This window comes from Nocardiopsis changdeensis, assembly GCF_018316655.1.
GTDB lineage: Bacteria > Actinomycetota > Actinomycetes > Streptosporangiales > Streptosporangiaceae > Nocardiopsis > Nocardiopsis changdeensis.
On sequence record NZ_CP074134.1, the window covers coordinates 16,529 to 29,245 of the forward strand.

A 12,717-nucleotide genomic window follows, 5' to 3' on the forward strand; every position below is an offset into this window, starting at 1 on the left:
GGACGGTGTAGATCATCCGGGGGTCGCGTGCGCGCCCGCGCGCGAGGAATGCCGGGTTTCCGCTGGATTTCGCCGGGTGCAGGTCGTTGCGCGGCACCGCTCACCGGCCCGGGACACGCAACGGGTTGCGCAGGAGAGGCGGGGCGACCGGGTCGTGCAGGTGCCTGCGTTGGTGGGCTTGGACCGGAACTTTTTAGCGCTCCGCATAGCAATCCGACCGGCATCTGCGCTGGTGAGAGGTGTTTTATACCGAGGCGGTATGTCCGGCATCTGCGGTGGCAGCCGGTCTTTTATGCATTCCTATTCACGCCGGGGCCGGCCTCGCGCGTGCGCGCGTAGGGCTGGGTCGACCGGTCGACGTTCCTGGGGGTAGCCGCACCCATGCGGCTACCCCCTCCCGAACACGACGAGGCGCCGGGCTACCCCTGGGGCATGTCCCGGAAGCGGCTGTAGTGCCCCTGGAACGACACGGTGATCTCCGCGGTGGGGCCGTTGCGGTGCTTGACCACGAGCAGGTCCGCCTCCCCAGCCCGCGGGGAGTCCTTGTCGTGCACATCCTCGCGGTGCAACAGGATCACGATGTCGCTGTCCTGCTCGATCGCGCCGCTCTCACGCAGGTCCGACATCTGCGGCTTCTTGTCGGCGCGGTCCTCGGACTTGCGGTTGAGCTGGGACAGTGCCACCACGGTGACCCCCAGCTCCTGGGCCAGCAGCTTCAATGCGCGGGAGATCTCGGTGACCTCCTGCTGCTTGCTGTCGTAGCGGCCGTCGGTCTGCACCAGCTGCAAGTAGTCGATCACCACCATCCGCAGCCCCAGGGACCGCTTGATGCGTCGGCACGCCGCGCGGATCTGGGCGAGCTGGCTCACCCCGGTCTTGATCACCAGCTTCGAGTCGCTGATCACAGGCATCGCTGCCCGCATCGCCTCCCAGTGGTAGTCGTCCACCATCCCGGACTTGATGCCGTGCAATGGCACCCGTGCCTCGGCTGAGAGCATCCGGTCGACGATCTCCTCCTCGCCCATCTCCAGGGAGAAGAACGCCACGGTCTCCCCCCCGCGGAACGCCGCCTCGCGGGCCATGTCCAGAGCCAGGGTGGTCTTGCCGACTGCCGGGCGGGCGCCGATCACGATCATCTGCCCGGCCAGCAGGCCGCTGGTGAGGGCGTCCAGGTCAGCAAACCCGGTCGCCAAACCCTGAAGGCCGCCGCCTTTGGCTGCGCGCTGTTCGATGCGGTCCATCGCGGCGGGCAGGTAGTCGGCCGGCAGCGGGTCTTCCTCTTTGGTCTGGGTCTGGGTGATCGCGAGGATCTCGCCCTGGACGGCGTCCACCAGGTCCACCGGGTCGCCCTGGGCGGCGTAGCCCAGCTGGGCCGCGCGGGTGCCGACCTCGATCAGGCGGCGCAGCAGGGCGTGGTCGAACACGATGCGGGCGTAGTAGCCGGCGTTCGCGGCGGTGGGGATCGCGCTGGTGAGGGTCGTCAGGTACAGGGACCCTCCGGTGCGGGCGGACTCACCGCGGCGGGTGAGCTCGGCGTTAACCGAGACGATGTCGACGGGCTCGCCCTGGTCCATGAGCGAGCAGATCGTGGTGTAGATGACCTGGTGTGCGGGCCGGTAGAAGTGTCCGGCCGCCAGGACCGCCATGACGTCCACGGCGGCGTCGGCGGAGATCATCATCCCGCCGAGCACGGCCTGTTCGGCCTGGAGGTCGTGCGGGGGCATGCGGGTTTCGTCGGTATCGGTCATGCTGGTGTCTCCATCCCATGGGTGGGAGGGGCCGGACGTCGCCTGCAAGCTGAGCGTCCGGCCCCTGTGGTGTTTCCGGGGGTCGAATCAGGAAGAAGCGTCGGCGGGTGCCAGGCGGGCGGCCAGGTCCGGACGGCGCACCGGCCCGAACCGGTTGAGCAGCAGCTGGGCCATGCGCGGGTGCAGGAACGCGCACACCGGGCAGTCCAGCGGCTCGCGGTGCTCAGCACACACCGCGTCGGGGCCCGTGGGCTCGGATGTGCCTGCGCGGCCCTGAGGCGCACGCTCACGCCTAATCTCGCCAAGACGGTAGGTGAGGTCCTCCAAGCGGAAACCGTTGATGTAGGAGCTTGGAGAGCCCACCGGGCGCCCACGGCGGCGCGCATGTTCCAGCAGCGACTCGATGAGCTTCTCCGCTTCCTCCTTCGTCGCATCGGTGCGGCGCATCACGATCTCCGCAGCGGTTTCGCCGTTCTTAGCCGAAGGCTTCTCCTCCTCTTCATCAACCCAGCCCGACCCGGCACGGGCGGGAGCCTTCGCAGCCTCCTGTGACACCTGATGACGAGGAGCTGACAAGGACTGATGAGGAAGGGGTGCACTGGGCTGCACCCCATGGGGTGCACTGGGCTGCACCCCATGGGGTGCACTGGGCTGCACCCCACCAACGGGGGAGGGTGCACTGGGCTGCACCCCTTCCGAAATGCGGTTTTCCTCGGAGGGGGTTGCGGAGATGACGGTTGGGTCGGTCAGGTCATCCACCCCGACCCATGCCGTGGTGGGACCGTTGCCGTAGTCGAGACGGACGCGCAGCGGGGCCTTCTTCTTGCCCTCGCGGTCGGTGAGTTCCACGACTGTGGCCTTCTTGCCTGCGTGAACCACGGTGTTGCCGAGGCCGTACCAGCACACGAGCGAGTGGGCGCGGGAGCCAAGCCGCCAGCGTGCACGGGGAAGCCCGTCCTTGAAGAACCCCTCACGGTCGGCCAGTTCCTGCAACCGCCGACGAAGTTCGGCTCGATCCTCAGCCGTGACCTCACGAGCGGTGTAGGAGTCCAGGCGCCGGTCCTTCTTGGGACGCTCCGTTTCAGGGAAGGGCCGCCCGGTGCCGCCCCACAGGTCCCACGGGCCGTGGATACGCAGACGACTCACGGTCTGCTTGCCCTGTTCGTTGAAGCACTCCAACACGGAGAGATAGCCCGTGTCGGTGAGCGCTTTGAGGTGGTTCTGGGCCTGGCGGGTCTCCATCTCGGAGTCCGCTGCCAAGGTGTCGGGCTTGATCGCCCAGGACTTGGTGTCGTTGTCGACGGTGTCGGCGAGATTGGCCAGGATGAGCTTGCGGCCGGGGATCTTGCCGAAGGAGAGGCGGCGCACGTAGGCGTAGGCCTCAACACTCATGGGGGTCCGCTTTCTAGGCAGCCCTCGCACAGGTCACAGCACTTTCGGGTACCCAAAAGGTGCCCGATCGCTCCCCGTTCGGCTACAGTGGCCGATGTCTATCATCAGGGGCGAGCAGTACCGTGTTGCTTCGCGAGAGCAACCAGCTTGTCTTGGACGAGGCCCGGTTTGGTCGCCGGGCCTTCGTCATGTCTGGAGTGGTGAAGGTGGTCAGTCCCCCACCACGTGACGTGGGGACGACCCTACTGGAATCGCGCGTCTCCAGGGGTGACAGCTGGGCTGCTGGGCCTCCCAAGTCACACCAAAGCGCGAAAAGAACCCCGGATGGCGAAGGCCACCCGGGGTCTGTTGTTCAGAGTGAAGCTTCTACAGGTCGTAGACGAAGACCTGCCGGTCAGCGGGTGCGGCGATCTCGGTGATCTCCAGGACCTGGTCGTCGGTTCCCCGTGTGATCCGCTCGATCACCACCACGGCCACGTCACTGCTGATACCGAACAGCTCCTGCCATTCGGCGTCAGCCACACGCGCCGACACGCGGTCCTGCTGGCGCAGCTTGTGGCCGGCCTCCTCCATCCGCGCGTACATCCCGCCCGCACCGGTGTTCAGCTCGGCGAGCTGCGGGACCTGGTCGACCACGGCCGGGTGCAGGTACGTCACCGCGGTCTGGAGGAGCTGGCCGTCGCCGCTCATCCGCCGGGAACGCACCACCGTTTCGGTGCCCTGCGGGACTCCCAGGCGGTCAGCGATGGGACCGTTGAGCTCACTCCTCCGAACCTTCGTTTCGACGTCGGGCTGAACTCCCGCGTCTTCCAAGTCGCCGTAGAAACCTCGCTGGTCACGGGCCGCCATGCGGTTGCTCGCGGTTCTTTCGATCATGCTCTCCCCCTTGGGTTCTAGTCCGGGACCTTGAATCGGTAGGACCAGACAAAATGGCTGCTTCGGTAGGTGCCCCGGGCGTACTCAACCGGTCGTCCCGTGGCGTCAAACGCGGTGCGCTTCAGGTCGAACACCGGCTCACCACTCAGGAGGTGAAGAACCTTCTCCTCCTCTGCGGTGGGCATACGGGCGGAGATTTCCTCCTGGATCTCATCCGGACCGATGCCGCGATCATCGAGGGCGGAGTAGCCGCCACCGTGCCCGGCCGGGCCGGGGGACGGGTCCATGATGGGCGTGCCCTCTACGTCTTCGCGGCGGTACCAGCTGGTGAGGATCTGGGTGGGTTCCCCCTTGTCGACTACGACTCGGGCACGTTCGATGACGGGGTCCCCTTCGGCGATCTTGAGGGCTTTCGCCACTTCCTTCGTCGCGGAACACTCCCGGACGCTCTGAGTCTGGTCGTCGCGTGACCAGCCCCTGCCGGCCTCCTCCCGGTCCGCGATGAACGCAACCTTGCCCTGGGCCCGCTTGGACCGGCTGTAGCGCTCCGCGCCGAGGCACTTCATGGGCGGCGTGCGGCGGACGAACGTCCCCTTGCCCCGCTTGGTCTCGACCAAGCCAGCTGCTTTCAGCCTGGCGATGGCGTGCCGCACGGTGTCGTGCGACACGCCGTAGTGCGAAACGAGGACATGGGTCACCGGGAGCTGTGCCCCTGGGCCCAGGTCCTCGCTCTCGATCCTTGCTCGCAGGTCATCAGCAACCTGCTGAACAGGGGATCGTCCATCGGACGGGTTGATCGGCATACGGACATCCTTCCATGGATCACCCCACTTTCCCAACACCCCTAGGGAAAGTCTTGACGAGTAACGGTACCCGAGCTTAGAGTCGTGTCAGCAACTTTCACTAGGGAGCTAGGGAAAGTTGCAAGAGCCCAGCTTGTAACAGGTGAGCTATGCCCTGAGGAGGCGTGATGCTGTCGATCGCGGAGGTAGTGGAGGCCACCGGCGCACCCCGCGCTGACGTGATCCGCGTGATCCGCGGCGGCGGCACCACCCAGGCCGACTGGCACATCGCCTGCGCCATCGAGCGGTTGGGTGGTCGGCGGGCCGCGGACCTGATGTGGGGTCCGGAGCGGATTCCGACCGAGACCCCCACTCCCACGAACCCGGACGCCAAGCGCATCGCCGGGGTGCGGATCTACGAGGAGCCCACCGCCCCGGACGCCCCGCAGACCGCCCTGCCGGACTACCCGGTCCGGGAGGAGCCGCTCACCGGCCGCGAGGCCGCCGAGGAGCTGGCCGCCTCGGTCCAGGCCGACCTGGGCGAGGTCCTGGAGGACGACGACGCCGCGGCCCGCCTGACCGCTGCCTGGTCCACCCCCGCCGAGGGCCGCCGGGTCCTGGCCCGGGTGGTGCCCCTGGCCCTCCTCACCCCCCGGGGCCGCGTCCGGCTCTGGAACGCCGAATACGCCGCCGCAGACGCGGCCTGACCAGCACCACCACACATCCGACACACCCGAGAGGGGACAGCTATGTCCAGGATTCGCCCCAGGCCCACGACGTTGTCGCAGACGCCCGCCCCCGAGAGCGACTGGTCCGATTTCGACGAGCCCGAGGTTCTGTGGCCCGCCCCGGGCTCCAAGGACCACCACCTGTTCGCCGAGTTCGACACCCCCGCCCCCGCTCCGGCCCGGCCGGCGCCCACCCCCGAGATCGTCCGCCTCCAGACCGAGATCGCCTGGGCCCAGCGCAACCAGGACCTGTTGTCCTCCGCCCTGGACGCGACGCTGTCCCTCCTCCAGATGTGCCTGTACCGGATCGAGGTCCTGGAGGCCCAGCCGCAGATCCAGGAGCGGTGCCCCGAGCCCCGGGGCCACTCGATCTCCCTGGGGAAGCAGGTCGACGAACTGGAGGCGGAGCTGGCCGGGCTGCGCGTCGACGACGTGCTGGTGAGCGCCACCGCCTGACCGCCGCCCCTGGGGCGCCTGTTCCCCACCGGCCCGTCCTGCCGGTGGGGTTCGGGGACCGCAGGGTCCGACACCACCCACGAGACGAGGAGCCGCCCATGCCCGCGACCACCATCGACCACGAGGACTACATCAAGGCCGCCTGGCGCGCCATCCCCGACGCTCAGGACTGCTGGACCTGGACCGACCCGACGGCCGCCTGGGAGGCCCTGGAGGAGGAGATCGAGGTCTCCGACGCCGCGATCGCCTGCTCCTACTACCTGGACACCGTCGACCCCGGCCGCGCCGGAATCGTCACCCTCCCGGACGGCCACGCCCTGGGCTGGCACGAGACCGGCGGCTGGACTGTGATCGGCCACGCCGGTCTGGTCACCGTCCCGGGCGCCCTCCCGGCGGACGCCTCCCCGGCCCAGGTGACCCGGCTGGCCGCCGCCGTCTGACCGAGGACACCACCGATTCCCCCGACACCGCGAGCCCCGCCCACCACCGGGCGGGGCTCTCCCACACCCACAGGAGTACCGATGACCGCTTCCACCCTGTTCTCCGGCCCCGCCGAGATCGACACCACCGCCATCGAGCACCTGCTCACCGACCCCGACCTGCACGCCGACCACCTGCCCGGCGAGACCGCCGAGGAGCACGCCGCCCGCACCACGGCGGCCGCCGACATCACCGCGACCCTGCTGGACGAGCTGGCGGAGCCGATGGCCGACCACCCCGACGGGCTGGAGGCCGGCATCCAGGCCGCGTCCGCCACGATCCGCGAGTGGGTGGACGCCTACGCCGACTACGTGCACGACCTGGTCGACGGCGCCGACGAGGCCATGGGGCGGTGGGCCGCATGATCAGGGACTTCGTCGGCTACTGGTACGACGCCGTGATGGTCCGCGGCCCGATCGAGGGTGTGCTGCGGGGCCTGATGGCCGTCTCGGTCCTGGTCGCGTGGTGGCTGATCCTGGCGGGCACCGCCGGGGTCTGGGTCATCATCGCGGCCCTGTACGGCACGGTCGTGATCTCCGCGTGGGCGGCGCTGGCCTGGCCGCCCCGCTGCTGGTGCGGAACCCGCCACTGGGACGCCGCCGACGACGACCACGACCCGGACCAGTACGGGAGGGCCGCCTGATGCTCTCCCGCTGCCTGGCCCGCCTGGCCTGCCGCGTCACCTACATCCACTGCGGCGTCCCGATGGAGTTCGAGCACCTTCCCCGCGCCCAGTACGTGTGCATGGTCTGCGGGGCCTCCCGATGAGCGCCGCCGACATCGAGTTCCACCGGTCCACCTGTAGCGCCTGCTGGTCCGGCCGCGACTGCGCCACCCTGCGCTGGCTCCAGGGCGGCCCCTGGCCCTCCCTGTGGGGGTGGTGGTCGTGATCGGCCTGATCATCGCCGCCGCCTCGGTGGCCGTGGTCGGCGCCCCGCTGCTGCTGGTGGCGCGGACCGGGCCGCTGCTGGGCTACGCCGCCCGACCCCAGCGATTCCGACGCCGCCGCCTGTTCGCACGCCGTTCCCGGACGTGACGAGGCCCCCGCCACTCGTCCTGGCGGGGGTCTCGCACTCCCCACCCAACCACACCTGATCTGGAAGGAGCGCGCCATGGAGCGCGAAACGACCGAGACCCCGAAGAAGACCACCACCGACCCCGACACCACTGTTGCGAGCCGGATCGACCCGGTCCGCATCGGCGCCACCGTGGTGACCGGCGCTTCCGCCGCGTTCACCGCCTGGACCGTGTGGGACATGCTCTCCGGCATCGCACCCGACGCCCTGGCCCTGGGGCTGGGCGTGGGTGTGGAGGCCCTGTGGCTGTGGCTGCTCGCGATCGAGTGGCGCCAGGCCGGGCTCACCGGGCAGGTCCACCGGCTGCTCACCCTCACCGGCTGGGTCCTGGCCGGGGCCGCCGCCGCCGTGCTCATCGCCCACGGCGTCACCGAGGGCTCCTGGGTGCTGCTGGCCCTGGCCGTGTTCCCCGTCGCGTCCAAGGGCGGTTGGCACTGGCTGACCCACAGCCACGCCGCGGCGACCCTGGCCCGCCTCGCCGAGAGCGCCCGCCGGCGCGACCGGTCCGCGGCCCTGTCCACGGACCTGACCGAGGACGACGAGGTGGAGCTGGCGGAGATCCGCCGCAAGGCCGCCAAGGCCAAGGCGAAGGCGGCGGCGGAGGCCGAGCTGGCCGCCGCCGAGGCGGAGGCCGACCGGCTGCGCCAGGAGGCGGAGGCCGCCGCCGAGCGGGTCCGCCAGGAGACCGAGCACCAGATGCGCCAGGATGCGCTGCGCCGGTCGCTGGAGGCGCAGATGGCCGCCCAGCGCGCCGACGCGGACCTGCTCAAGCAGCGGTTCGCGCTGGAGCAGGAGCTGCGGATCATGCGGCCTATCGGTGCCGGGCCCGCCATCGGCAACGAGCAGGTTCCCGACGACGCCTCCGCGATCACCGGGCCTCTCGGCGGAACCGCGACGGCGGGGTTCGGGTTCCCGCAGAGCGCCCCGCCCCGCCGGGAGCCCACGGTCGACGACCGGGCGGTGCCCAGGGTGCCCACCCCGGGCGGCGAGGGCGAGCGCAACCGGGCCGCGGTGCTGGCCGCCTACGAGCGCCTGGCCGCTGACGGGACGGTCCCGTCGGTGTCGGCGATCGCGACCGAGGCCGGGGTGTCCCGGCGCACCGTGAACCGCCACCTGCCCCCGCAGATGCGGGGCTGACCCGCACCCGACTGGGCACCCCTGGGCACCCCTCCTGACCTGGAGGTGCACAGGGGTGCCCACCCGCCCGCTCCGGCGGGTGCCCACACCTGCCCGGCCCCTCGCGGTCGGGCGGGTGCGGGCACCGCTCCGGCGCCGCGCGAACCACTGCCACCCCCCGCGAACCGGGGGTGAGGTGGCGCCGCGCGAACCCTGGTGCCCACCCTGCCCACCCCTCAACCCCGGAGGTCCGATTCAGCACCGATTCCATCGACGCCCCCGCGCACCGCCCCGGTGGTGCGCACCCCCGGCCGGGCCGCTGCTCTTGATGGGTGGCGGCCCGACCCACGCCTCGAGGAGGACCGTGAGCAAGTACCTGGACCGCGACGGGTCCCGTTACGGGATCCCCACCTACCCCCGCCACCTGGCCCCCGCCGGGCTGGCGACCCGCTACCAGCTCCGCCGCCTGGACCTTCGCCCCGGCGGCCAGGAACCGGCCGCCCAGCTCATGTGGCGCTCGCGCGCCGGCGGGTCCCGGGACGGCGTCCGCATCGCCTGGCTCTACCACGTTCACCTGGCCCGCCCGGTGAGGCCGATGACACCCGCGAAGGAGCGGGCGCTGGCCAAGGCCTTGATGGCCCGGCACACGTGCCGCGACTGCGGCGAGATCCACCCGTACTGCCTGCCCACGTCGCTGGGCCGCACCTGCCCTCCGGGCACCGGGTGCGCCACCACCGTCGACCTGGCTCCGGGCACCGGGTGCGCCACCACCACCGTCGACCTGGCCGCGTAGGCCGAAAGGAGCAACACACCATGCTTGACCTGCTCGAACGCCTCGCGGGCCTGGTCCGCGACCGCATCCACGGCGAGTGCTACGAGCTGATCGCCCACCAGCACGACGCGGTGTCCGCCAGCGCGGCCGCCCACCACCAGGCCGAGGCCGAACTCGCCGCCGCCCGTGTGGAGCTGGCCGCCGCCCTCGCCGAGAACACGACCCTGCGGGCCCTGCTGGACGGCGCCGCCGCCCCCGCAGACCGCGCCTGACCTGTACCGATACCACTGATTGGAGGGGCCGATGGGTGCCCTGCCCGACCCCGCGTCCCCGATCCCGGGCACGCACAACCACCGCCGGACCCCCGAGGCCGCCCCGCCGCTGCGGGCCGTCCCCGGGCCCCGGCCCACCGCCCCGGATGCGGAGCCGACCACGCCGTCGCAGGCGCCGCCGGCCCCTCCGACCCCTGCCCCCGCGCCGGAGCCGCCCGCACCCGAACCCGCCGCCCCGGCGTCGGACGTCCCCCAGGGCACCCCGGAGCAGGACGGCGCCCAGGGCGAGGACGCCCGGGGCCTGGACCTGGACCGCATCGCCGCCCTGCGGGCCTGGGCGGCCGAGCACCTGCGGCCCCCGGACCTGCTGAACGAGGCCACCCCCGGCCTCAAGCAGCTCTGGGAGGACGCCCTGCGGGGCGACCACCTGCCCGCGAACCCCGTGGTCCGCGTCGCCGAGATCGCCCGCCTGGTGGTGGCGCTGCCCGTGATGGCCGCCGCCGTCCTGCTGGCCTGGTCGATGGTGTCCGCGGCCCGCACCGCCGCCCTGCTGCTGGGCGCCGCGGCCCTGTGGATCGTGCTCGGCTCGCTGGCCGGGGCGATCACCGACCTCCTCTGACCCGACTACCTGCACAGACAGGAGAACCAACCATGTATTTCGTGACGGCCGTCGGCCTGTTCGCCGCGGCCTGGCTCACCAACAAGAAGTGGGGCAAGCACTGGTGGCTGCCCATCTCCCTGGCCGCGCTGGGCTCGCTGGCGCTGGCCGCGAGCGCGGTCGGCGGCTGGATCGGCTACGTCCTCAACCTCGGGGCCGGCGCGATCGCCGGGGCCGTCGGCGGGATCTTCGGCGGCGGCGTGTCGGCGTCGATGATCCTGGGCGTGGGCGCGCTGATCGGCACGATCATCATCATCGCCGACCTCATGGTCGACCGGTCCTGCAACAAGGCCGCGATCATCAGCTTCGTGTTGACCCCGATCGCGGCGATGTACGCGGGCGGGATCATCGGGTCCCTGCACGGCGGTCTGCGCGACGCCGGCGCCGGGGCGGCCACGGGGCTGATGAGCGCCCTGATCGGGGGCTGATCCGATGGACCCGTTCAGCGCGCTGGTCATCGCGGCCCTGGTCACCTGGGGTACCGCCGGGGGCGGCATCAAGGACACCTCCGCGATCCTCAAGGGCCAGACGCCGCCGTCGGTGGCCTACCGCACCGCCCGCATGGCCGCCGACAAGGAGAGGCTGCGGGCGTGGGAGCGGGCCCTGGCCGAGGGCCGGCCGCTCCCCGCGGCGCTGGAGCCGCGCCGGATCCGCATCAAGGACCTGGCGCGGCACTGGTGGGAGGACGCCCTGGAGGACGTCGATGCCTGGCGGGCCGGGCGGCGCCTGTCGCGCCCCGAGCGCAAGGCCGCCCGCGCCGCCCGCAAGGAGGAGAAGAAGTCCCTGATCAGCAGGGGCTACGACCTGATCAAGGCCCGCGGCCAGAAGCGCTCCGGCGCGGACGCCGATCCGGACGCCGATCCGGACGGCCCGGCCCCGGCGGCCGACGACGGCGGTGGCGGTGAGGTGCCCGACAACGTGGTGCCCCTGCACGGCCCCCGCCCGGGGCGCGACAAGGACACCAAGGACACCGAAGGGCCCGACACCGCCGGGCAGGCCCCGGACCAGCCCGAGGACCCGGAGAAGCCCCAGGAGCCGGAGAAGCACCCGGTGATCGACGGCGACCGGCCCTTGTTCGAGGGCGCCTCGAAGGAGGAGCTCGCCGACCTCACCGACGCGCTGGGGGAGTTCATCGAGGCCCGTGACGCCCGCGACCGCGACCTGGCCCGCGAGCTGGTCGCCTCCCTCAACACCGACAGCAAGGAGAACACCGACGTGCCGCACATCGACCTGTCCGACGCCGAGACCCTGTCCGCGCACCTGCGGGCCCTGGGCAGCTACGCCGACTACATGGACCGCATCGCCGCCGACATGGACGTCCTGGCGGCCGGGATGGCCTCCCACCAGATGGGCCACATCGCGGTGGGCCAGGTGTCCGCGGCGGGGACCGCCAACACCGAGTCGGCGGCCAAGTGCCGGGCCGTCCGCGACCAGCTCGAGCGCGCCCACACCGTGGTCGCCGACGCCCGCGCGGCCACCCCCGGGGCCGCCGACGGCGACTACCTGACCCGGGGACAGTAGACGCTCCGTCACCGACCAGATCGCGACCAGACGGCGACCAGACGAGATCTGGTCGCCTTCTTTGTCCCACTTTCCACCGATTCGTATGGTCGCCGGGCCCCGAAAACGGGGGGTCCGGCGGTCCGGTCGCACCCGCGACCGAACACCCCTGATCGTCACTCACAGTGAAGGATTTCGCGTATGTCCGAGAACGCCTCCAACGCCTCCAGCGCCCCGGCCGGGGGCGGCGGTTCCACGACCAACGTCGTCGAGAGCGGGGCCTCGGTGGGGATCACCGCCGGGTCGGTGTCCGGCAGCACCGTGATCGTCGGCCAGCAGCCCGCCGCCGCCGTGGTGGTGGACCTGCCCTCCTACCACGGCGACGTGAAGGCGATGGCTGCCCACACCGAGTTCGTGAACACGGTGATCCTGCCGCACTACGAGGGGCTCATCGCCGCGGCCCGCCGGGCCGGGATGGGCGAGGAGCTGATCTCCGCCCTGTCCCAGGGCCAGGAGGCCGTGGAGATGGCGCGCACCAGCGTGATCACCGCCCGCACCGCCGTGGTCGCCCTCAACGAGGCCGTGGCCCGCGCGCACGCCGACGCCCGCGCGGCCGCGACGAAGAAGACCTACTACATCGCCGACTGACCCTGTCCGCCCCCGCGCAACGCCCGGTTGCGCGGGGGCGGGTGCCCGCCACGCGGGCGCCGGAACCACCGTCCGGCGCCCACGTGACCGACACCCGCCCCACCACCGCACCGAAGGAGGCCCGCCGTGGCCACGAAGACCAAGACGCGCATGTCCCAGCGGGACCTCACCCGCGCCCTGGACCGCATCACCGCCACCCTGCCCGACATCGAG

The 12,717-nt window shown here is 71.4% G+C and carries 18 protein-coding genes; 14 read left to right on the forward strand and 4 right to left on the reverse strand.

What is annotated here, in order from left to right; translation table 11 throughout:
- Positions 1 to 419: 419 nt before the first annotated feature.
- The 4 genes from dnaB to KGD84_RS32465 form a co-directional block, all read right to left on the reverse strand.
- A complete protein-coding gene (gene dnaB / locus KGD84_RS32450) occupies positions 420 to 1,748 on the reverse strand; it encodes a replicative DNA helicase (protein WP_220566122.1) in 1,329 nt (442 codons plus the stop codon).
- 87 nt (positions 1,749 to 1,835) lie between these two features.
- A complete protein-coding gene (locus tag KGD84_RS32455; RefSeq protein WP_220566121.1) occupies positions 1,836 to 3,140 on the reverse strand; it encodes a hypothetical protein in 1,305 nt (434 codons plus the stop codon).
- A gap of 366 nt (positions 3,141 to 3,506) precedes the next feature.
- Positions 3,507 to 4,016, reverse strand: a complete 510-nt coding sequence (locus tag KGD84_RS32460) for a UTRA domain-containing protein (RefSeq protein ID WP_220566120.1) — start codon at positions 4,014 to 4,016, stop codon at positions 3,507 to 3,509.
- A gap of 17 nt (positions 4,017 to 4,033) precedes the next feature.
- Positions 4,034 to 4,819 (reverse strand): GntR family transcriptional regulator, encoded by a 786-nt coding sequence (locus KGD84_RS32465; RefSeq protein ID WP_220566119.1) that lies wholly within the window; start codon positions 4,817 to 4,819, stop codon positions 4,034 to 4,036.
- Positions 4,820 to 4,986: 167 nt separating this feature from the next.
- Between KGD84_RS32465 and KGD84_RS32470 the strand changes: the two genes are divergently transcribed.
- The 14 genes from KGD84_RS32470 to KGD84_RS32535 all read left to right on the forward strand — a co-directional run bounded on the left by KGD84_RS32470 (position 4,987) and on the right by KGD84_RS32535 (position 12,504).
- Positions 4,987 to 5,505, forward strand: a complete 519-nt coding sequence (locus KGD84_RS32470; protein ID WP_220566118.1) for a hypothetical protein — start codon at positions 4,987 to 4,989, stop codon at positions 5,503 to 5,505.
- A gap of 42 nt (positions 5,506 to 5,547) precedes the next feature.
- Positions 5,548 to 5,982 carry a hypothetical protein gene (locus tag KGD84_RS32475; protein WP_220566117.1) on the forward strand — a complete coding sequence of 145 codons (435 nt, stop codon included), beginning with the start codon at positions 5,548 to 5,550 and terminating at the stop codon, positions 5,980 to 5,982.
- A gap of 98 nt (positions 5,983 to 6,080) precedes the next feature.
- Positions 6,081 to 6,422, forward strand: a complete 342-nt coding sequence (locus KGD84_RS32480; protein ID WP_220566116.1) for a hypothetical protein — start codon at positions 6,081 to 6,083, stop codon at positions 6,420 to 6,422.
- 81 nt (positions 6,423 to 6,503) lie between these two features.
- On the forward strand, positions 6,504 to 6,827 hold the full coding sequence (locus KGD84_RS32485) for a hypothetical protein (RefSeq protein ID WP_220566115.1): 324 nt from the start codon (positions 6,504 to 6,506) through the stop codon (positions 6,825 to 6,827).
- Positions 6,824 to 7,105: a hypothetical protein gene (locus KGD84_RS32490; protein WP_220566114.1), complete on the forward strand. Its 282-nt coding sequence runs from the start codon at positions 6,824 to 6,826 to the stop codon at positions 7,103 to 7,105. The genes KGD84_RS32485 and KGD84_RS32490 overlap by 4 nt, the downstream gene beginning before the upstream one ends.
- The gene (locus KGD84_RS32495; RefSeq protein ID WP_255647299.1) at positions 7,105 to 7,230 is read left to right on the forward strand and encodes a hypothetical protein; all 126 of its coding nucleotides are present in this window, start codon (positions 7,105 to 7,107) and stop codon (positions 7,228 to 7,230) included. Before KGD84_RS32490 ends, KGD84_RS32495 begins: the two co-directional genes overlap by 1 nt.
- 118 nt (positions 7,231 to 7,348) lie before the next feature.
- The gene (locus KGD84_RS32500) at positions 7,349 to 7,498 is read left to right on the forward strand and encodes a hypothetical protein (RefSeq protein WP_220566113.1); all 150 of its coding nucleotides are present in this window, start codon (positions 7,349 to 7,351) and stop codon (positions 7,496 to 7,498) included.
- Positions 7,499 to 7,574: 76 nt separating this feature from the next.
- On the forward strand, positions 7,575 to 8,675 hold the full coding sequence (locus tag KGD84_RS32505) for a hypothetical protein (protein WP_220566112.1): 1,101 nt from the start codon (positions 7,575 to 7,577) through the stop codon (positions 8,673 to 8,675).
- Between the two features lie 343 nt (positions 8,676 to 9,018).
- Positions 9,019 to 9,447 carry an RRQRL motif-containing zinc-binding protein gene (locus KGD84_RS32510; protein WP_370634704.1) on the forward strand — a complete coding sequence of 143 codons (429 nt, stop codon included), beginning with the start codon at positions 9,019 to 9,021 and terminating at the stop codon, positions 9,445 to 9,447.
- 20 nt (positions 9,448 to 9,467) lie between these two features.
- The gene (locus KGD84_RS32515) at positions 9,468 to 9,698 is read left to right on the forward strand and encodes a hypothetical protein (RefSeq protein ID WP_220566111.1); all 231 of its coding nucleotides are present in this window, start codon (positions 9,468 to 9,470) and stop codon (positions 9,696 to 9,698) included.
- Between the two features lie 31 nt (positions 9,699 to 9,729).
- Positions 9,730 to 10,317, forward strand: coding sequence for a hypothetical protein (locus KGD84_RS32520; RefSeq protein ID WP_220566110.1), 588 nt, complete (start codon positions 9,730 to 9,732; stop codon positions 10,315 to 10,317).
- Positions 10,318 to 10,349: 32 nt separating this feature from the next.
- On the forward strand, positions 10,350 to 10,784 hold the full coding sequence (locus tag KGD84_RS32525) for a hypothetical protein (RefSeq protein WP_220566109.1): 435 nt from the start codon (positions 10,350 to 10,352) through the stop codon (positions 10,782 to 10,784).
- A gap of 4 nt (positions 10,785 to 10,788) precedes the next feature.
- Positions 10,789 to 11,877 (forward strand): hypothetical protein, encoded by a 1,089-nt coding sequence (locus KGD84_RS32530; RefSeq protein ID WP_220566108.1) that lies wholly within the window; start codon positions 10,789 to 10,791, stop codon positions 11,875 to 11,877.
- Between the two features lie 180 nt (positions 11,878 to 12,057).
- Entirely contained in the window at positions 12,058 to 12,504 is a 447-nt protein-coding gene (locus tag KGD84_RS32535; RefSeq protein ID WP_220566107.1) for a hypothetical protein, read from the forward strand.
- Positions 12,505 to 12,717: the final 213 nt, after the last annotated feature.

Bases quoted from the DNA above. Each gene is read 5' to 3' on its own strand.
- KGD84_RS32490 (WP_220566114.1), top strand. From the start codon at position 6,824: ATGATCAGGGACTTCGTCGGCTACTGGTACGACGCCGTGATGGTCCGC.
- KGD84_RS32465 (WP_220566119.1), bottom strand. From the start codon at position 4,819: ATGCCGATCAACCCGTCCGATGGACGATCCCCTGTTCAGCAGGTTGCT.
- KGD84_RS32485 (WP_220566115.1), top strand. From the start codon at position 6,504: ATGACCGCTTCCACCCTGTTCTCCGGCCCCGCCGAGATCGACACCACC.
- KGD84_RS32535 (WP_220566107.1), top strand. From the start codon at position 12,058: ATGTCCGAGAACGCCTCCAACGCCTCCAGCGCCCCGGCCGGGGGCGGC.
- KGD84_RS32470 (WP_220566118.1), top strand. From the start codon at position 4,987: ATGCTGTCGATCGCGGAGGTAGTGGAGGCCACCGGCGCACCCCGCGCT.
- KGD84_RS32455 (WP_220566121.1), bottom strand. From the start codon at position 3,140: ATGAGTGTTGAGGCCTACGCCTACGTGCGCCGCCTCTCCTTCGGCAAG.
- dnaB (WP_220566122.1), bottom strand. From the start codon at position 1,748: ATGACCGATACCGACGAAACCCGCATGCCCCCGCACGACCTCCAGGCC.
- KGD84_RS32525 (WP_220566109.1), top strand. From the start codon at position 10,350: ATGTATTTCGTGACGGCCGTCGGCCTGTTCGCCGCGGCCTGGCTCACC.
- KGD84_RS32475 (WP_220566117.1), top strand. From the start codon at position 5,548: ATGTCCAGGATTCGCCCCAGGCCCACGACGTTGTCGCAGACGCCCGCC.
- KGD84_RS32515 (WP_220566111.1), top strand. From the start codon at position 9,468: ATGCTTGACCTGCTCGAACGCCTCGCGGGCCTGGTCCGCGACCGCATC.
- KGD84_RS32505 (WP_220566112.1), top strand. From the start codon at position 7,575: ATGGAGCGCGAAACGACCGAGACCCCGAAGAAGACCACCACCGACCCC.
- KGD84_RS32495 (WP_255647299.1), top strand. From the start codon at position 7,105: ATGCTCTCCCGCTGCCTGGCCCGCCTGGCCTGCCGCGTCACCTACATC.
- KGD84_RS32530 (WP_220566108.1), top strand. From the start codon at position 10,789: ATGGACCCGTTCAGCGCGCTGGTCATCGCGGCCCTGGTCACCTGGGGT.
- KGD84_RS32480 (WP_220566116.1), top strand. From the start codon at position 6,081: ATGCCCGCGACCACCATCGACCACGAGGACTACATCAAGGCCGCCTGG.
- KGD84_RS32520 (WP_220566110.1), top strand. From the start codon at position 9,730: ATGGGTGCCCTGCCCGACCCCGCGTCCCCGATCCCGGGCACGCACAAC.
- KGD84_RS32460 (WP_220566120.1), bottom strand. From the start codon at position 4,016: ATGATCGAAAGAACCGCGAGCAACCGCATGGCGGCCCGTGACCAGCGA.